This is a genomic window from Erythrobacter rubeus, assembly GCF_014705715.1.
Classification (GTDB): Bacteria; Pseudomonadota; Alphaproteobacteria; order Sphingomonadales; family Sphingomonadaceae; genus Erythrobacter; species Erythrobacter rubeus.
This window is the reverse complement of the sequence record NZ_JACXLC010000001.1, coordinates 1810670-1828247: the sequence shown is the minus strand read 5'-3', so window position 1 is coordinate 1828247 and position 17578 is coordinate 1810670. Positions and strand designations below refer to the sequence as shown.

Here is a 17578-nt window from a genome sequence, read left to right as displayed (position 1 = left end):
GCGTGCGCGAAAGCGGGCTCTATATAGGGTCGGATGAGAAATTCGCAATTTTTTGTGGGCGCGTCCTATCCCTGAACGGACCTATCTCGATCACGCTGCAACATCGCCTTTGCGGCCGGAAGCGCGCGCCGCGATGGAGGAGGGTTTTCGCATCTGGGCAAACCCGTCTTCGCCCCATGCCGAAGGGCGCAAGGCCAGGGCCGCGCTCGAGGATGCGCGCGAGCGGATCAAACGCGCGCTGGGCTGGGACGGCGAACTTATCTTTACAAGCGGGGCGAGCGAGGCGGCTGACCTTGCGCTTAGATCGGCGAAGGCGGGCGCAAGGTTGGTCAGCGCAGTCGAACACGATGCTATCCTGAAGGCTGCGCCAGACGCCGAGCGCTTACCGGTCCATTCCAATGGGGCGCTCAATCTCAACGTTCTTAGCGAAGCCGTGCGACCGGCGCGCGCAATGGTCGCTGTGCAGCACATCAACTCCGAAACGGGGAACATGCAGGATTTGGCAGCGATCTCAAAAATCGTTCGCGATGCAGGTGGATGCTTGCTCGTTGATTGTGCACAGAGTGCTGGCAAGAAGTCTTTGCCTGATTGTGACATGGCGATAATATCGGCGCATAAATTCGGCGGACCGATCGGTATCGGCGCACTGCTGGTGAAGGACTACGCGATGCTCGAACCGAGCGGCGGGCATGAGCGCGGTTACAGGCGCGGTACGGAGAATCTCCCGGGCGCGCTCGGAATGGCTGCTGCGCTCGAGGCAGCTAGTCAACCTTATGTCAGCGGCCTCGTTTCAAAGAAGCTAAAGGAATTTGGCGCGTTCGTTCGCGGTTTTTCCGGGCCCTGCACATGGCTTTCGGATCATTTGAGCTGTCCGACCACTTACATTCAGGCCGTTGCCACTCCGCAATTATCGGGGAGCGCGCAAGTGATGCGGCTCGACCTGGATGGAATTGCAGTTTCTCAAGGAAGTGCCTGTTCGTCTGGAACAATGAAGACAAGCCACGTGCTAGAGGCGATGGGCCTAGACCCCAATATCGCTTCCAATGTTATTCGCATAAGTGTTGGATGGAATTCCAAGGGCGCAGATATTGACCGGCTTACGGAGCGTTGGATCGAAATGGCGGAATATTGATCTATCTCGATTACCAGGCCACCACCCCGCTCGCGCCGGAGGCACGCGATGCGATGCTGCGCTGGCTCGATGGGCCGGATGGCATAGGCTTCGGCAATCCGCATTCGCCGCACCGGATGGGCCGGCAGGCGGCGGCGGCTATCGAACTGGCGCGTGACCGTGTGGCGGCGCTGTTTCCGGCAGGCGGCAAGGTCATCTTCACCGGCGGCGCGACCGAAGCGCTAAACCTCGCGATCCGGGGAAGCGGGAAGGACGGCAGCGTGTCGGTCTCGGCAATCGAGCACGCCGCCGTGCTCGACACGGCCAAAGCAACGGGCCGCGCGCATATTCTCAACGTCTCGAAAGAGGGACAGTGCAACACCGCGCAGGATGTCCCGAACGATGTGCGGCTGATCGCGGTGATGCAGGTCAATAACGAGATCGGTACGATCCAGCCCACGATCGACTGGCACCGCAAGGCGAAGGAAAGCAATGCGCTGTTCCTGATCGACGCCGTTCAGGCCTACGGCAAAATGGAAATCACCGGCGCGGACATGATCGCGATTTCGGCGCACAAGTTTCATGGGCCCAAGGGCGTCGGCGCGCTGTGGGTGCGCGACGGGATCGAGCTCGATCCGCAGGTGAACGGCGGTCTGCAGGAAGGCGTGCGTTCGGGAACGCTTTCCCCCGCACTCATCGCCGGGATGGGCGCGGCGGCGCATCTGGCGAAGGAGGTGCGCAGCGAAGACGCCGCGCATACCGAGGATTTGTGGAACCGCGCACGGGAACTGTTCGCCGACTGGACGCTCAACGGCAGCGAGGACGCGCGCTGGCACGGCAATCTCAACATCCGCCGTGACGGCCTCGATGTGAACCGCCTGATGAGCGAATGCCGCAATGTCATGTTCTCCGCTGGAAGCGCATGCGCCAGCGGATCGGGCCGCACGAGCCATGTGCTCGAAGCGATCGGTCTTTCGAAAGCGCAGGCGAAGTCTTCCATCCGTCTGGGCTTCGGGCGCTACACGAAGATGGCCGATCTTGAGAAGGCGGCCGAAGCGATCAACGCGGCCGCAAAGGAACAGGGCTTGTGAGCGTATCCGTGACTTTCATCGACCCAAACGGCGACAGCGTTCAGGCCAAAGGCGAAGAAGGCGATAACCTGCTGCGCGTCGGCCAGGCTGCCGGCTTGCCGCTTGAAGGTACCTGCGAGGGCCAGATGGCGTGTTCGACCTGCCATGTGATCATCGCCGTCGACTGGTTCGACCGGCTCCAAGAGGCGAGCGAGGAAGAAGAGGACATGCTCGATTTCGCCGCCGGCGCGCGCCGCACGAGCCGCCTCTCCTGCCAGATCGACCTGACGGGTGAGCTCGACGGACTTGTCGTCAGCGTGCCATCGGAAAGCGCCGACGCGCGTAAGATGTAGGCGTCAGCGCACCCGCGACGGCGCGACGATGACAGCATTGGCGAGCAGCAGATCGAGCCCGTCGAGATAAGCGCGCAAGGTTGGATCGTGCGCGAAGGCGATGGTCATCCCCGCGCCGGATCGCTGCGCCATCAGGTAAGGCTTGAAGGCAAGCTGCCGCCGGTTCTCATCCCAGACATAGCCGCTGGCGATCAGGCTGTCGGCATCCGCAAAGCGCAGCACGTTGGTGCCTTTCGACCGGTCCAGCGGAGTGAAGATCTGCGATCCCTGCGCGTTCACCACCGCGCCGTCATCATACCCTGCCGAGAGGAAGTGATCGCGATCGGCCACGGTGTTGAGCAGCGCGCCGGGTAGCGTATCGGGCAGCGCCGACTGATCCTGTATGGCCGATCGGTAGTCTTCCGCCGAGGTCAGTTCGCTGCCCTCGGCAAGCGCTGGACCCTCTGCGTCCTCGCTCTCGTCGGATTCCCCAGGCTCAAGGCCGATTGCGGCCTCGCGTTTGACGGCGAGCAGCGGGTCTTCGCCTGTCGAGAATGCCTCAACGCTGCCTTCGATCGCGATCAGAACACCGCCGCGTTCCACGAATGCAGCAAGCTTATCGAGTCCCCCTTCGCGAAGCTCGCTCGCCGGTGATCCGTCCGGGATGAGCACCACGTCGTATTCCGAAAGATCGGCGCCTGCAAAACGGTCGGTGCGGATCGGGACGACCGGCAGGCCAAGGCGCTGTTCGAGAACATAGCGCGCCGCGCCTGCGCTCAGCTGATTGATCCCGTCATCCCACGCGATCGCGACTTTCGGCAAGGTAAGGCGCACGTACGCCTCGCTGCCGAGATTGGGGCCGGTCTCGACCCAGCTATCCTGCATTGCAACGGTCTGCGCGCCCACCTCGCGCGCCAGCTGCGAAAGCTGGGCCATGCCATCGGCGCCATTCGAGGCCGCCGGGAAGATGACCGTGCCACGCGGGAATGCGCGGCCATCCTTCGTAAAGGCTTCGTCGGTGACGCGCGCCTCCAGCCCAGCGCGCAGCGCGAGCGTGACCAGCCGCGCCTGCCCGCTGTCGGTCCACGGCACTGCCGTCGCGAAATCGCCTGACCCTTCGGCCAACGGCAGGATCGGTGCATCCGCAGTCAGCGCCTCGCCGGAGGCGGAGGTGCCGCACAGATCGACATTGACGCCCGACATCAGCCCGGCGGACCATGCAGTCACATCGTAAAGCTCATGGCGCAGGTCGCGCGCCCGGCGCTGTTCCTGCTGGCGTACAAAATCTTCGGGCAGGGGAGTGTCCCGGTCGAGCAGGCTGCGCACCAGCCGCGCGGCAGGCTGCGCTTGCGGCACCGCCAGGAACCCTTGCGGATAGGAGCGTCCACATGCGCTCGCGGCGCCGCCTTGCCGGAACACGGTGATCCCCTGAGCGGCCAGTCTGCGCCCCAGGGTTTCGGCGTTCCAGCGGCGCTGTACGAGGTCGATGAAATACGTGCTCCGTCCCGCAGCGCCATTGGCATTGGCGGAGCGGTATGCAGCGTAATCGCTCAGCAATCGGTCGGCATTGTCGGCAACCGCTTCGGCTGTCGAAAAACTCGCAATGAAGTGGTTCCGCACGGCGTCGGCATAGGTGAGCACCGTGCCGTCGCGCCTCTCGAACACAAGGCCGCGCGGCGATCCCTGCTCGTATGTGCTGCCGATCGCGCCGTGATGCGTGTTCCAGGTGTCGCCGTAGCCGGGATAGAACAGGTCATAGACTTCCCGCGTGAAATAGGGCTCTCCCATCTGGTCGAACCACATGGCGTTGTTGCGACCGATCATTTCGTATGCGCGCAGCTGTGCGGCGGTGATGTTGGGGTTGAGCGGCTGCGCTGCCGGGCTGAAGAAATAGGTGTCGTCGCCGCTCATCTCGTGCAGATCGACCACCACCACCGGGTTCCACTCGCGAATGGCGGCGACCTTGCCGCGTGTTTCCGGCTGGCTCAGCGTGAACCAGTCGCGATTGAGATCGAACATGTAATGATTGACGCGGCCCGATGGCCATTCCTCATCATGCTCCGCGGCCTGACGGTCGGCGGCAGGTTCGATCCCGACAGCCGCGCGAAAGTGATTGACGAAGCGCGCCCGCCCGTCGGGGTTCTGCATGGGGTCTATGATGACGACGCTTTCGCGCATGATCTGCTCTGCGCGCGCGTCTCCCCGTGCGGCGAGCAGGTGATACGCTGTCATCAAGGCGGCATCGGTGGAGGATACTTCATTGCCGTGGACGCCATATGTCAGCCAGGTCACCGGCAGCGCGCTCCCATTGCTCGCGCGCCCTGCCGAGATCGTGGCGAGGTCAGCCTGGATGGCATCGATCCGCGCCATGTTCTCGGGCGCGGTCAGGACGACATAGACGAGTTTTCGGCCCTCCCAGCTGGTCGCATATTGCACCACGCGCATCCGGTCCGGCGCAGCATCTGCGAGCGCGCGCAGATAGGTCAGCGCTTCGTCAGGAGACGTGATGCGCGCACCCGGTTCGTGCTCCACGATTTGCGAAAGTGTGGGAATGGCGGGATCGAATTCTGCGTCGAGAAAGGACCGCGCGGATGCCTGGGCCGGGAACAGCGCGATTGCACACAGAACCGAAAGACAAGCTCGTAAGTAGAGTGACCGCATCGCAATTCCCCGAATATCGCCAGATCGACAGCCGTTCTCTCCGGCAAGGTGATCGCGCGGTCAAGCGGTCATGGGGATCGAGGCTCTCCGTCAACTGGCCCGCCCGTACGAAAACCCCGCCGCGCAATGAAGCGCAGCGGGGCCCCGAGCTTGTTGCCGATCATCCGACCGACAAGAATAACTTTGTTGTATCAGGCGTTTTCCGGAATTCGCGCCATGTCGTCATTCATCTGCAGGGCGCTTATCAGCGTCGAGGTGAACGCGGGAATATCGCTTGGGTTGCGGCTGGTGATGAGGTTGCCATCCAGTGCGACGGTCTTGTCGACGATGTCGCCGCCTGCATTTTCGAGATCGGTGCGGATCGAGGGCCAACCGGTCACCGTCTTGCCGTCGATAATGTCCGCTTCGGCGAGCAGCCATGGTGCGTGGCAGATGGCAGCAATCGGCTTGTTCGCGCCGTCGAACTGTTTGATGAGGTCGATGACCGTCTCGTCCATCCGCAGGACGTCCGGATTGATCTGTCCGCCCGGCAGCAACAGCGCGTCATAATCGCCTTCGGATACCTCTTCGACGGTCAGGTCGACTTTCACACTGTCGCCCCAATTGCCGTCCTTCCAACCCATGATCTCGCCATCATCGAGGCTGGCGACAGTGATGTCTGCGCCGGCATCTTCGAGCAGCGATTTGGGTTCCATCAGTTCCGATTGTTCAAACCCGTCGGTCGCGATGATCAGGATGCGTGTCATAGTTTTATCTCCTTGTATTCGTTTGATAATAGTACGAAGGAGGCGAGGCGCCGTTCCGGGATGGCAGACGAGGCGTTGCGATGGTAAGGCGAGCTGCGAACGTCCGGCCCACCGCGTTTTCCGGGCCATCGGAGAACTCACGAATGACTATGCAGCAACGCGCGAAGGACCTGGTCGAGGCGCGCTGGTTCGAACGGTTCATCATAACCGTCATCGTCATCAACGCGATCGGTCTGGGCCTGGAAACCTATCCCGGGGCGATGTCTGTCGCAGGCGAGCTCATCCGGCGATTGGACCAGATCGCCATCGCTATTTTCGTGATCGAACTCGCGATCAAGCTGTTTGCCTACAGGCTCGCGTTTTTCCGCAATGGCTGGAACGTGTTCGATCTCGCCATCGTCGGCGCGGCGCTGGTGCCCGCGGGGGAGCAATTCTCTGTCCTGCGTGCACTGCGCATTCTGAGAGCGCTTCGACTGGTTTCCGTGGTGCCGAGCATGCGCAAGGTCATCGTCGGCTTGTTCAGCGCCATTCCCAGTATCGCCACGGTGATCGTGATGCTGCTGCTACTGTTCTACATCAGCGCGGTGATGGCGACGAAACTGTTCGGAGAGGCGTTCCCCGAATGGTTCGGCTCGCTCGGCGCGTCGCTCTATTCGCTGTTCCAGATCATGACGCTGGAAAGCTGGTCGATGGGCATCGTGCGCCCGGTGATGGAAGTGTTCCCGTGGGCATGGATGTTCTTCGTCCCGTTCATCCTGATTACAAGCTTCATCGTGCTAAACCTGTTCATCGGTGTCATCGTCAACGCGATGGCGGAGGCTACCGATGAAGAGGCGCACGATGAGCGGGAGGAAATTCTTCGCGAACTGCGCGACTTAAGAGCCGATATCGCTGAATTGCGCAGTGGCCAGCAGTCTTAGGACCGCTCGCCAAAGCAGATGCCAGAGCTTCGGCCACTGCGCCGGTTTCCAGCTCTAGTTATAGCTCGCATCGAGTTCCGGCGCGTGCTCCCCCAGCCACGCAAGCGCATCCTGAACGTCGCCTTCCGCCACGTCATAACAATCCTGCATGGCCGCTACCTTGCCATCTTCGAACCGCCAAGTGCTCGGCGCGGAGAAATGCAGTAGCGGCAGATCTCCCAGACGGTAGACGCCCATGGCGCGCGCGCAGACGACATTTGGCGCGAACTCCCGAACCCCGACACCGAACCACCATCTTTGGTCGAAATGTTTGTCGAAGTTGGCGATCGACTTTCTGAACCCTGCGAGCACCGCATTGATGCCGATTAAATGGCAGGCGAACGGAACGCCCGAGACGGTGTAAGTGACATTTTCGCTCATAAGAGGACGAAGCGCGTCCCAATCGTCTGCGCCAACAGCTTTGTCGAACGCAGCGATCCATTTTCTCCAGTTCTCGATCATCAATTCTGCTCCTTTCCTGCAGAATGATCTGTGAAGGTAATGGACTCAATTACCTAGACGTCATAATCTCAAGTCATGTCATTCGGATTTAATCTCGCTCGCATTCGGCGTTCGCGCGGATGGTCGCAGGAGGAGCTTTCAGGCCGTGCAGGCTTGTCTCAGAGGCATCTCAGCTTTCTTGAGACAGGGCGCGCCCGGCCTGGGGACCAAAGCCTGGCAAAGCTTAGCAAGGCTCTTGCACTCAGGGGGTGGGAGCACCGCGCCCTGTTCGCGTCGCTCGCGCCGCTTGCCGAGCTTTCGATGTCACGAGAGCATGAAAAACCGTTTATCGATGAAATGGTGGAGCGGGTATCGCATTGGCCTGCCTATGCGTTTCGACCCGATGGCACGCTCCTCGCCGCAAATGGCGCATTAGGCCGGCTACTCGCCGAGGTGGCGCCCAGGCAAGATCTTTGGAATATGACGGCTCCGTCAACCGGACCGAACATATATGATCTGCTTTTCCATCCAGCGGGATTGGTGCGCTGGCTAACCAATCCGCGCGAAACGCTCTCCGAAACACTTCGGCGTGTCCGTATCGAAGCTGCCCAAGACCGGGCACTCTTGCCAGTTCTAAGCCGCCTTGAAGGCTACCCATCTGCCGAGCTGTGCGGAGCATTTCACGACCTCCCCCCGCCTGTGCTTATTGAACGCTATCGCATCGCGAATAAGGACCTCGCGATTATATCGGTGCTTACGCATTTTGCCTCGCCCGGAGATCTCGAACTGGATTCGCTACGGATCGAGAGTTTCGTTCCCGCAGACGATGCGAGTGAAGCGTTGGTTGCGCACATTTGCGGGTAGCGACGCTTGCCGCCGTCATTCAAGTGCGTGCCATCTTTGTGTTGCGCCTGTTCATCTGCCGCCACTAGAGATGCAATTCATGTCCCGGCAATAGCTAGGAGCTTCCCGGCTATCGTGCAGTGCGCTCCGCCAGAGGCCAAGCCGAGATTGAAGAGGAAACTAGCGTGGGTGTGCGTACAACACTGCTGATGCTTCTTCTCGCTTGCCTGAGCCTCGCCGGGGCATGCGCGAGCGTGACGCATCGCGACGTATTTACGATCTATGTGGCCTCGTCAGGCGATGATCGACGTGATGGATTGACCCGCGGCACTGCGATCCTGAGTTTGAACAGAGCGCACGAAATATTGATGGCAGCAAATCCCGGCCAAGACACGGAAATCCGCATCGCGGCGGGAACGTATTATGATCAACATGTCACATGGACATTCACCATGCCGGACAACTCCATCACGTTTTTGCCTCTCGATAAAGACAAGAGCCGCCCCGTGTTCGATGGTTGCCCGGCTCCTGATCCCGAACCTCCCCAATGCGAAGGAGGCACCTGGTTTATCCTCACTTCCGCGAATGGAGCGCAGACCAATCTTCACTTCGAAGATCTTCACATAAAGCGATACCAGACCGCGATATCTTTCGATGGAAACAGGAACCGGCCCTCCGCATCGAACGGCGGCAACAGTGTACAAGGGTCTTACTTCGAAGACATCGGCAATGGCTTCAACACAGATCTCGTCCCTTCGACTGCCGCCATTCGGTTCAGGAATTCCAAAGCGAACGTCATCAGCGACAACCACTTTGCCAATATCGAAAACATCGGACGGGGATCGCGCCTGATCCACGCGCTTTACCTAGCGCATCACTCCAGCGACAACCGGATCGTGCGAAACCGGTTTTGGAATGTCAGCGGTGATGCGATCAGACTGCGCGATGCTTCGGACAATAACGAAATTTCGAAGAACCGGTTCAGCAAGGCAGGCCTGTACGGTTATTCGGACTGGTATTGCGACAAAGAGGCGAGAGACGATTGCACCAAACGTTCGCCGGAATGTCCGAGCTGGGGCAATACGTTCAAGAGCAATGTCCTCGATGGAACGCTTCAATGTAACCCGATGCCGGAATACCATTTCTACCAGGATGACGTGGCCGCGGGCTGCACGCCTCCCCCGGAAAGCGCGAAGCGTCTTTATACAGAGGGCAATACAAACACATCGGAGGTTTGCTCGCTGCGATGACCGAACGTTCGATCTGAACAAACAAAGCTCTTATCCTGTGGAAACGCCTCTCCCCGCGCAGGGCGTGCGTTGCTAAGCGAAGAGGATGTCCGAGACTACTTTGCCCGATGATTCCGATCCGTTCGACGCGATTGTCGATGCGCCGTTCGATGCTGCTCTTTCCGAGCGTTATCTCGTCTATGCGCTGTCCACGATCACCGCGCGTTCGCTGCCGGATCTGCGCGACGGATTGAAGCCGGTTCATCGCCGGCTGCTCTGGACCATGCGGCAGCTGAAGCTCGACCCGGCCAACACCTTCAAGAAATCGGCCCGCGTTGTGGGCGAGGTCATCGGCAAGTATCACCCGCATGGCGATACCGCTGCCTATGATGCGATGGTTCGGCTCGCGCAGAATTTCTCGCTGCGTTACCCGCTCGTCGAAGGGCAGGGCAATTTCGGCAACATCGATGGCGATAACGCGGCTGCCTATCGCTACACCGAGGCGCGCCTGACTCGGACCGCGATGCAGCTGATGGACGGGCTGGATGCGGGCACTGTCGATTTCATCCCTACCTACAATGGCGAGGAGCAGGAACCCGAACTGATGCCGGGCCTGTTTCCAAACCTGCTGGCCAATGGTGCGAGCGGGATCGCCGTCGGCATGGCGACCAACATTCCATCCCACAATGTCGCCGAAATTATCGATGCGACGCTTGAGCTGATCGACAATCCGCATGTCGAACACGAACGGCTGATGGAACTGTTCCGCGGGCCAGACCTACCCACCGGCGGTCAGATCATCGACAGCAAGGACATCATCTCGGAAGCCTACGCGACCGGGCGGGGCAGCTTCCGCGTGCGCGGCGTGTTCGAGGCTCCCGAAGCGGACAAACCGGAAGACAAGGTCGCCGGGATCGAACGTTTGGGTGGCGGGCAGTGGCAGCTTGTCATCTCCGAAATCCCCTATCAGGTCGCAAAGGGCAAGCTGATCGAGCAGATCGCGCAGGCGATTGCCGACAAGAAGCTGCCGATCCTCGAAGATGTGCGCGACGAAAGCGACGAGACGATCCGGATCGTGCTGGTGCCCAAAAGCCGGAACGTCGATCCGGAGTTGCTGAAAGAATCGATCTTCAAGCTGACGGACATGGAAACCCGCTTCGGCCTTAACCTCAACGTCCTCGATGCGACGCGCACGCCGATGGTGATGGGACTGAAGGAATTGCTCCAACACTGGACGGCCTCGCAGATCGAGATCCTCCAGCGCCGTACCCAGCACCGTCTCGATCAGATCGCGCGGCGGCTGGAACTCGTCGAGGGCTACATCATCGCCTTCCTCAACCTCGACCGGGTGATCGAGATCATCCGCTATGAGGACGAGCCCAAGGCGGTGATGATAGCGGAGTTCAGCCTGACCGACCGGCAGGCCGAGGCGATCCTCAACATGCGGCTGCGGAGCCTGCGCAAGCTCGAGGAGATGGAGCTCAATCAGGAAAAGACGGACCTGCTGGCAGAGCAGGATGATCTCGAAAAACTGCTGGGCAGTCCGGCCCGCCAGCGCACGCGGTTGAAAAAGGACTTGCGGGGTCTGCGAAAGGATTATGCCGAGGATACCGCCATTGGCGCGCGGCGCACGCGCATCGAGGAGGCGGAACCCGCCGTCGAGTTTTCGATGGATGCGATGATCGAGAAAGAGCCGGTGACCGTGATACTCAGCCAGAAAGGCTGGATCCGCGCCGCGAAAGGCCACGTGCCGCTCGATCAGGAATTCAAGTACAAGGAAGGCGATGCACTGGCCCATATTCTGCACGCGCAGACCACCGACAAGCTGCTGATCGCGGCGCATAACGGCCGTTTCTACACGCTCGGCTGCGATAAACTGCCGGGTGCGCGCGGGTTTGGAGAGCCGGTGCGCACGATGATCGATCTGGAGGCAGATACCGCGATTGCGAGCATGGTCGTTCACAAACCGGGCGGAAAGCTGCTGCTCGCATCTTCGATCGGCAAGGGCTTCGTGGCGGAAACCAACGATCTGCTCGCTGAAACGCGCAAGGGCAGGCAGGTGGTGAACCTTAAAGGCGATGCGAAATTGCAGGTGATCCGGGAAATCCCCGAAGAGCACGATCACGTCGCCTGCGTGGGCGATAACCGCAAGCTGATCGTATTCAACCTTGAAGAGATGCCGGTCATGGCGCGAGGGCAGGGCGTGATGCTGCAACGCTACCGCGATGGCGGTCTGTCGGACGCGACGACTTTCAAGCTGGAAGACGGGCTGAGCTGGAAAATGGGAGGATCAGGCGATCGCACCCGGACCGAAACCGACATCTGGCAGTGGAAAGTCGCCCGCAGCGCCGCCGGGCGTCTGCCGCCGCAGGGTTTCCCGAAGAACAACACTTTTGATTGATCCGGGCGATTGATGCGCCCGCGCATATCAGCCGCAAAAAAAGAAAGGCCGCGAATGTCCGAATGACACTCACGGCCTTTTCTCAGAATCGATTGGCTGGCGGGCTGGGATCGCCTGCCAAGCGCCGCGGCATTAGCCAGCGTCGGCTTCTGTTTCGGCTTCCGCTTCTGCCTGCTTCGCAGCAGCCTGAGCCGGGGTCAGAATCTCGGCACCTTCGGGCACTTCGACGGTGTTGGCGGCGATGTCTGCAGCCGAGAACAGCACCATCAGGGCGCCGTTGGGATCGACGACGAAAGATTCGCGCTTCAGCGTGATGATCCCGGCGTCGCTCTGAACGATCGCGGTGTCGGCGTCATCGACAGTGTAGACAGTGCCAGCGGGCATTCCGTCTGCGCTGATCACTGCAGCGCCAGCAACGAGAGCAGCGTCACGCGCGGCGTCGGCTTCGGCTTTCTGCGCGTCGAGCATGCTGTTGATCTGGTCTTTCGTGGCATTGACAGTCCACTTGCCTTCACGCTCGGCGAGGAGGTTTGCGGGCAGCGGCGCCTTATGCGCGCCGGTGTCGACGGTCACGATGCCATCGGCATTGCTTTCGACGGTACCGATCGGCGCGTCGTCATTGCCGTAAACAACAGCGCCCGCATCCTGCGCGGATGCCGCGTAGGGGGTCACAGCCATTGCGGTGGCCAGAATTGCCAGCTTTGCGAATTTCATAAGAAGTACTCTCCGTTGATCAAACTCGTGAGGGCCGCCGCAGAACGGAAGGGCAGCGCACGCATGACTGGCTTCGGACCCGAAAGGGCCAACAATGTCGACGCCAACAGCGATGAAATGCGCGCACCCGACCAATGAACGAACCGCGCAGGAAGTTCCCCTAGACAGAGAGCATGCGCTTTTCAACCGGGCGACCGGTGGGTTTCCTATGACGGACCGCAGGTGAAGCGAACCTTAACGTAAACGTTAAGCGGCGCTCAGTTCCTCATCGAGGAGTTGCCCGACCCGCTCTTCGCCGGGAAACCCTTCGGCCACCCAGCGCCGCTCGACCGCGCGCAGGATCCGCGCGACCTCAGGCCCGGCATCGACCCCGCGTGCGACGATCGTGCCGCCCTTCAGCGGAAAGCTCGGTACGTCCCAGCCCCTGACCGCGCTAGCGTCGTCACCGAGCAGGAGCAGCCGGTGCACGGCAATGTCCGTTCCCTCTTCATAGGCGAGCGCTTTGGGATGGTCGCGATCGGTTTCCAATCGCTTGGCCGTTCCCACCAGCACGCTGCGCTGAGCCTTCGACAGGCGCAGACGCGCCGCGACGATTTCCGCGACATCGGGGGAGGGGGGCAGCAGAGCGGCGAGCCGGCGCAGCGGGTCCGGCGGATAACCGAACGACCGCTCCCGCTCGATGACGTCGCGCATCAGCTCGACATGCGGAAGCGCCGTTTCCGGCAAGATCACCCGCAGCACCGCGCGGTTGAACATCCGCTCCACCGTGTCGCCCGGATCGGGCAGGGCCAGCAGCTTGAGCAATTCATCGGCGACACGTTCACGGCTCAGCCCCTTGATCGTGTCGGCCAGATCGGCGCAGGCTTCTTCCGCTTCGTGATCCAGCTCGGCCCCGAAGCGTGCCTGGAACCGGTAATATCGCAGTATGCGCAGGTGATCCTCTGCTATTCGCTCGCGCGGATCGCCGATGAAACGGACGCGGCGCACGGCGAGATCATCCAGTCCGCCGAAGTAGTCCGTAATCTCGAGTGTCTCGGGGTGCGCGTACAGGGCGTTGATGGTGAAGTCGCGGCGCGCCGCGTCGTCGCGCCAGTCGCTAGCGAATGCGACCGTTGCACGTCTTCCATCGGTCGAGACATCATGGCGCAGGGTCGTGATTTCGACCGGCCCGTCTTCGAGTATGGCGGTGATTGTGCCGTGGTCGATCCCGGTGGGCACGGTGCGTATGCCTGCCTCCCGGCATTTGTCGATCACGGCGTCGGGCAGGTGCGTCGTCGCACAATCGACATCGCTGACTTCGCTGCCAAGCAAGGTGTCCCGGACCGCGCCGCCGACCCAGCGGATGTTGTCCGCGCCAAGTGCACCTGTAAGCAGGCGCAGGCCATCGCGCCGCGGCCAGCTCGCATCCTCCAATGAACCCGGAAAGTCGTGTCCGCTCATGCCGATGGCTCGAGCGAGATGCGCCGCGAAAGGTTCGCTATAATCGCTGCGGTCACGCCCCAGATCCGAAAGCCTTGATAGTCCATTTCCAGATAGCGCCGGTTCGCCCCCCGCCAGTACACCTCGTTGACCGACCAGTTACTGCGTTCGAGCAGCAGTGCAAGCGGCGCTTCGAACCATGCTTCGACTTCGGCGGGGTTTGGTACGAGCTCCAGGCCCGAAGGGACCACTGCGAGCACCGGGGTGACGCAGAAACCGGTGCCGGTCTGATAGTCGTCGCTCGTGCCGATTACGCGCACCTTTTCGCGCGGTAGCGATAGCTCTTCCTCCGCTTCACGCAGCGCGGCGGTCACCGCATCTTCGCCCGGATCGAGCTTGCCGCCGGGAAAGGCGACCTGACCGGGGTGATCGCGCATTCCGCGCGGGCGCTGGGTCAGAATGACCTGCGGATCATCGTCTACATCGGTAACGGCTATCAGCACCGCTGCCGGGGTGGAGCGGCCGTCTGCGAATTCCGCATCGGTTAGCAGGTCGGGAATGTCGCGGGCGTGCCCCGCCTCGAAGGCGGCCTTGAGTGAGGTGAAAACCGTGCTCATGCAGCCTGCGCGTTCCTTCAGGGAAGGAGCGAAAAAATCGCGCCCTGGCTCGTCACCATCAGGCCTTGATTGAGATCGTCCCCGCTTGTTTCCATCGCGATATCGGCGAGCTGTCCATAGGTCGAGCGGTTGAGGCGTGCCTCGCAGCCGCGGCGCACGTGGAGATAGATTGCCGGGGTTTCGGGATCGCCCGCCGCACGGATCGCATTGTCGGGGCCTGCCACCACCAGTTCATCGGTGTTGAGGCGGAACGCGATATCGCCATCGCGCATCACGCAATCGACCGCGACGAAAGCCGCGTCGTCAACTTCGATGCTAAGCTTTTCGAATGGCGTGACCAGCCAGTGCTGTCCGGCATCATCGCGAGTCAGGAGGCCCGAAAACGCGCGCACCATGGCCGGGCGGCGGATCGGATCGCCTTCGTGATACCAGGTGCCATCCGCAGCGATGCGCATCTCGCTTTCGCCGATCTGCTGGGGCGCCCAGCCTTCGACAGGCGGCAGCTTGCGGTTTGCAACTTGCTCCGCGATTTCGGCAAGGGTCAGTTCGGCGAGATAGGGGGGCGGTTCGTAAGGCATGACGCTATAATGCGATGCCAGAACTCTGTGTTCCCGCCAAGTCGGGAGACGACCTTAATCGCGCCCTGCGATCCCGCCTTCGGGGTTCCACGGGCCGAGCATGCCGTGTTTCGGCATCGCGGAAAGCGCTGCACCGCGGGCGAGCAGGCGCTCGGGCTCGAATGGGCCGGGGCAGCGCCAGCCGCCGGTAGCCGCCGAAGAAAATCCCCACCTTCCGTAATAATCGGCATCGCCGATCAGGACTTGCGGGAAGGATGGCGACCCGTTTTGCGCAAGTCGGGTATCGGCATCAAGCATGGCTGCCATCAGTCCCATGCCGAAGCCTTCGCCCTGCCGTTCCGGCAGCACCGCGACCGGCCCCACCATCACCAGCGGAACGGGCCGCGCATCTTCATCGATCAGCGCGACCGGCCAGCACTGGATCGTGGCAACCAGCATCTCGTCTTCGTCGAGCGCGGCAAAGCTCAGTGCATCGAGCGGTGCCATGCCTGCGCGGATCCGGTACGCCGTGCGCGCATGGCGGTCTTTCCCGAAAGCGCGGTCGAGCAATTCGTCGACCATTGCCGGGTCGACAGCGGATAGCGGGATAAGGGTCGCAGCGTGATCTGACATGGGGCGGCGCGCTTAAGCCGTTTGGCGCGCCGTGCCCATCAAAAAATCACATGCTGAGCTTGAGCACTCGGCCCTCAGGCCCGTCTTCGGCGATCCAGACGCTGCCATCGGGACCCTCTTCGATCGAGCGGATCCGGCCATCGAACTCGTGACGAGCGACTTCGGACGCTTCGTCACCGTCGATCGCGACATGCACGATAGCCTGGCTGCTGAGCCCAGCGATCAGCGCATCGCCTTTCCACGGTGCGAACATGTCGCCGGAATAGATGATCATGTCGCCCGGCGCGATCACCGGAGTCCATGTCGCGGCCGGCTTGGTAAAGCCGTCATCCGGCGAATGGTCCTCGATCGGATCGCCATTGTAGTGATCGCCGTAGGAGCGGGTCGGCCAGCCGTAGTTTGCGCCAGCGGCCACCAGGTTGAGCTCATCGCCGCCTGCCGGACCATGCTCGACGTCCCAGAGGCGGCCCTGCTCGTCCCAATCCATGCCAAGGATGTTGCGATGGCCGTAGGACCAGATTTCAGCGGTGTTGCCGCCTTGGTCGGCCATCGGATTGCCTGTCGCCGGGGTGCCATCGAGGTTCAGCCGTACGATCGTGCCGAGCGTGTTGGTCGTGTCCTGCGCTGGTTCAAGCTTCTGCCGGTCACCGCTAGCGATGAACATGTACTGCTCGTCCGGCGAGAAGGTGATGCGGTGCGAATAATGGCCCTGTCCGGTCACTTTCGGAGCCTGCCGCCAGATGACATTGAGGTCCTCGATCGCGCAGGCATCGGTCTCTTCGCAGACCATCGTGCCACGTCCCACGACCGCGCCGCGGGTGTCGCCTTCTCCGGCTTCGGCCCAGCTGAGATAGACGGTGCGGCGATTGAACGTGTCGGAGGCTTCCGATGGCAGGAAGGCGATATCGCCAAATCCGCCCTGTCCGCCGTAGGCAACCTCGGGCACGCCGGTGACCGTACCCATCCGGCCTGCGCCGTCATTGGCGGCGGTGTCGATGAATTTGAGCGTGCCCTCTTTCTCGGTCACGAACAGCATTCCGGTGCCGGGCGCGAATTCGATCGCCCATGGCTCATCGAAAGTGCCCATTTCAGTCACGTCGAATGCGATGTCGGCGCTTTGCTCGGTTTCTGCGCTATCCCCGGTTTCTGCCGCCGCGCAGCTTGCGAGCGCGAAGGCCGAAAGGGAAAGTGCGAGCGGAAGCTTGGATGTGTGCGTCATGGTTGAGATAACTCCCGATTGTAATTCCGGTGCCCGGCCAGCCATTATCGGCGTGGATGAAGCGGGGCGCGGGCCGCTGGCAGGACCGGTCGTGGCCGCTGCCGTTGTGCTGGGTGAGGACGTACCGGCAGGGCTCGACGATTCCAAGAAGTTATCTGCCAAACGGCGCGCTGTGCTCGACCAGGAGATCCGGCGGACGTGTCTCTGGGCGGTGGCCGTGGCGCAGCCTGAGGAGATCGACCGGCTCAATATCTTCCAGGCGACGATGGAGGCGATGACGCGCTGCGTCGCCGATCTTGCGGGGCAATGCGGTGAGCCTCTCGAGGTGCTGATCGATGGGAACATGACGCCAGCGGGACGGCGCGCAGGGTGGCGCTGGAACGCGCGCGCGATCGTTGGCGGTGACGGGTTCGAGCCTGCCATCAGCGCGGCATCGATCGTCGCAAAGGAGTGGCGCGACCGGATGATGGTAGAGGCCTCAGCCGCCCATCCGCATTACGGCTGGGAACGCAATAAGGGGTATGGAACGAGAGAGCACATGGAAGCGTTGCGCCTCCATGGACCGACACCCTTCCACCGCCAAAGCTTTGCTCCCGTCGCGCAAGCGACTTTGCTGTAGAACACGC

17 protein-coding genes are annotated in these 17578 nt (G+C 61.6%); 8 read left to right on the top strand and 9 right to left on the bottom strand.

Features of this window, described 5'->3' with window-relative positions:
- Nucleotides 1–67 precede the first annotated feature (67 nt).
- Genes IB285_RS09050 through IB285_RS09040 form a run of 3 tightly spaced genes read left to right on the top strand, consistent with a single transcriptional unit; the run spans nt 68 to nt 2534 of the window.
- A complete protein-coding gene (locus IB285_RS09050) occupies nt 68–1132 on the top strand; it encodes a cysteine desulfurase family protein (protein WP_190789058.1) in 1065 nt (354 codons plus the stop codon).
- Nucleotides 1129–2202: a cysteine desulfurase family protein gene (locus IB285_RS09045; protein ID WP_190787862.1), complete on the top strand. Its 1074-nt coding sequence runs from the start codon at nt 1129–1131 to the stop codon at nt 2200–2202. Before IB285_RS09050 ends, IB285_RS09045 begins: the two co-directional genes overlap by 4 nt.
- Nucleotides 2199–2534 (top strand): 2Fe-2S iron-sulfur cluster-binding protein, encoded by a 336-nt coding sequence (locus IB285_RS09040; protein ID WP_190787861.1) that lies wholly within the window; start codon nt 2199–2201, stop codon nt 2532–2534. The genes IB285_RS09045 and IB285_RS09040 overlap by 4 nt, the downstream gene beginning before the upstream one ends.
- A gap of 3 nt (nt 2535–2537) precedes the next feature.
- Here IB285_RS09040 and IB285_RS09035 read toward each other — a convergent pair whose 3' ends face one another.
- Both IB285_RS09035 and IB285_RS09030 read right to left on the bottom strand, forming a co-directional pair.
- Nucleotides 2538–5174: a M14 family metallopeptidase gene (locus IB285_RS09035; RefSeq protein WP_190787860.1), complete on the bottom strand. Its 2637-nt coding sequence runs from the start codon at nt 5172–5174 to the stop codon at nt 2538–2540.
- 191 nt (nt 5175–5365) lie between these two features.
- The gene (locus IB285_RS09030; protein ID WP_190787859.1) at nt 5366–5920 is read right to left on the bottom strand and encodes a type 1 glutamine amidotransferase domain-containing protein; all 555 of its coding nucleotides are present in this window, start codon (nt 5918–5920) and stop codon (nt 5366–5368) included.
- Between the two features lie 143 nt (nt 5921–6063).
- Between IB285_RS09030 and IB285_RS09025 the strand changes: the two genes are divergently transcribed.
- The gene (locus IB285_RS09025) at nt 6064–6840 is read left to right on the top strand and encodes an ion transporter (RefSeq protein WP_199803354.1); all 777 of its coding nucleotides are present in this window, start codon (nt 6064–6066) and stop codon (nt 6838–6840) included.
- A gap of 54 nt (nt 6841–6894) precedes the next feature.
- Here the strand turns inward: IB285_RS09025 and IB285_RS09020 are convergent, their stop codons facing one another.
- Nucleotides 6895–7341, bottom strand: a complete 447-nt coding sequence (locus IB285_RS09020; protein WP_190787858.1) for a nuclear transport factor 2 family protein — start codon at nt 7339–7341, stop codon at nt 6895–6897.
- 75 nt (nt 7342–7416) lie between these two features.
- Here IB285_RS09020 and IB285_RS09015 point away from each other — a divergent pair, with 75 nt between their 5' ends.
- The 3 genes from IB285_RS09015 (at nt 7417) to parC (ending at nt 11793) form a co-directional block, all read left to right on the top strand.
- Nucleotides 7417–8184 carry a helix-turn-helix domain-containing protein gene (locus tag IB285_RS09015; RefSeq protein ID WP_190787857.1) on the top strand — a complete coding sequence of 256 codons (768 nt, stop codon included), beginning with the start codon at nt 7417–7419 and terminating at the stop codon, nt 8182–8184.
- A gap of 164 nt (nt 8185–8348) precedes the next feature.
- On the top strand, nt 8349–9413 hold the full coding sequence (locus IB285_RS09010; RefSeq protein WP_190787856.1) for a right-handed parallel beta-helix repeat-containing protein: 1065 nt from the start codon (nt 8349–8351) through the stop codon (nt 9411–9413).
- Nucleotides 9414–9498: 85 nt separating this feature from the next.
- Nucleotides 9499–11793, top strand: a complete 2295-nt coding sequence (parC, locus tag IB285_RS09005) for a DNA topoisomerase IV subunit A (protein ID WP_190787855.1) — start codon at nt 9499–9501, stop codon at nt 11791–11793.
- Between the two features lie 132 nt (nt 11794–11925).
- On the opposite strand, the gene IB285_RS09000 is transcribed toward parC, so the two are convergent.
- The 6 genes from IB285_RS09000 to IB285_RS08975 form a co-directional block, all read right to left on the bottom strand.
- A complete protein-coding gene (locus tag IB285_RS09000) occupies nt 11926–12507 on the bottom strand; it encodes a hypothetical protein (protein ID WP_190787854.1) in 582 nt (193 codons plus the stop codon).
- Nucleotides 12508–12753: 246 nt separating this feature from the next.
- On the bottom strand, nt 12754–13947 hold the full coding sequence (locus IB285_RS08995) for a CCA tRNA nucleotidyltransferase (protein ID WP_190787853.1): 1194 nt from the start codon (nt 13945–13947) through the stop codon (nt 12754–12756).
- Complete coding sequence (locus IB285_RS08990) at nt 13944–14543, bottom strand: CoA pyrophosphatase (protein ID WP_190787852.1); 600 nt, start codon at nt 14541–14543, stop codon at nt 13944–13946. The genes IB285_RS08995 and IB285_RS08990 overlap by 4 nt, the downstream gene beginning before the upstream one ends.
- Nucleotides 14544–14560: 17 nt before the next feature.
- A complete protein-coding gene (locus tag IB285_RS08985; protein WP_190787851.1) occupies nt 14561–15121 on the bottom strand; it encodes a DUF1285 domain-containing protein in 561 nt (186 codons plus the stop codon).
- Nucleotides 15122–15175: 54 nt separating this feature from the next.
- The gene (locus IB285_RS08980) at nt 15176–15733 is read right to left on the bottom strand and encodes a GNAT family N-acetyltransferase (RefSeq protein ID WP_190787850.1); all 558 of its coding nucleotides are present in this window, start codon (nt 15731–15733) and stop codon (nt 15176–15178) included.
- 46 nt (nt 15734–15779) lie between these two features.
- On the bottom strand, nt 15780–16952 hold the full coding sequence (locus IB285_RS08975) for a PQQ-dependent sugar dehydrogenase (RefSeq protein ID WP_190787849.1): 1173 nt from the start codon (nt 16950–16952) through the stop codon (nt 15780–15782).
- Here IB285_RS08975 and IB285_RS08970 point away from each other — a divergent pair.
- Complete coding sequence (locus tag IB285_RS08970) at nt 16951–17571, top strand: ribonuclease HII (protein WP_190787848.1); 621 nt, start codon at nt 16951–16953, stop codon at nt 17569–17571. The genes IB285_RS08975 and IB285_RS08970 overlap by 2 nt on opposite strands.
- The last annotated feature ends 7 nt before the right edge of the window (nt 17572–17578 follow it).

Excerpts from the sequence above, each read along its gene's own strand:
- IB285_RS08975 (WP_190787849.1), bottom strand. The coding sequence starts at position 16,952 with ATGACGCACACATCCAAGCTTCCGCTCGCACTTTCCCTTTCGGCCTTC.
- IB285_RS09020 (WP_190787858.1), bottom strand. The coding sequence starts at position 7,341 with ATGATCGAGAACTGGAGAAAATGGATCGCTGCGTTCGACAAAGCTGTT.
- IB285_RS09000 (WP_190787854.1), bottom strand. The coding sequence starts at position 12,507 with ATGAAATTCGCAAAGCTGGCAATTCTGGCCACCGCAATGGCTGTGACC.
- IB285_RS09035 (WP_190787860.1), bottom strand. The coding sequence starts at position 5,174 with ATGCGGTCACTCTACTTACGAGCTTGTCTTTCGGTTCTGTGTGCAATC.
- IB285_RS08990 (WP_190787852.1), bottom strand. The coding sequence starts at position 14,543 with ATGAGCACGGTTTTCACCTCACTCAAGGCCGCCTTCGAGGCGGGGCAC.
- IB285_RS09025 (WP_199803354.1), top strand. The coding sequence starts at position 6,064 with ATGACTATGCAGCAACGCGCGAAGGACCTGGTCGAGGCGCGCTGGTTC.
- parC (WP_190787855.1), top strand. The coding sequence starts at position 9,499 with ATGTCCGAGACTACTTTGCCCGATGATTCCGATCCGTTCGACGCGATT.
- IB285_RS08980 (WP_190787850.1), bottom strand. The coding sequence starts at position 15,733 with ATGTCAGATCACGCTGCGACCCTTATCCCGCTATCCGCTGTCGACCCG.
- IB285_RS09030 (WP_190787859.1), bottom strand. The coding sequence starts at position 5,920 with ATGACACGCATCCTGATCATCGCGACCGACGGGTTTGAACAATCGGAA.
- IB285_RS08995 (WP_190787853.1), bottom strand. The coding sequence starts at position 13,947 with ATGAGCGGACACGACTTTCCGGGTTCATTGGAGGATGCGAGCTGGCCG.
- IB285_RS08970 (WP_190787848.1), top strand. The coding sequence starts at position 16,951 with ATGGTTGAGATAACTCCCGATTGTAATTCCGGTGCCCGGCCAGCCATT.
- IB285_RS08985 (WP_190787851.1), bottom strand. The coding sequence starts at position 15,121 with ATGCCTTACGAACCGCCCCCCTATCTCGCCGAACTGACCCTTGCCGAA.
- IB285_RS09015 (WP_190787857.1), top strand. The coding sequence starts at position 7,417 with ATGTCATTCGGATTTAATCTCGCTCGCATTCGGCGTTCGCGCGGATGG.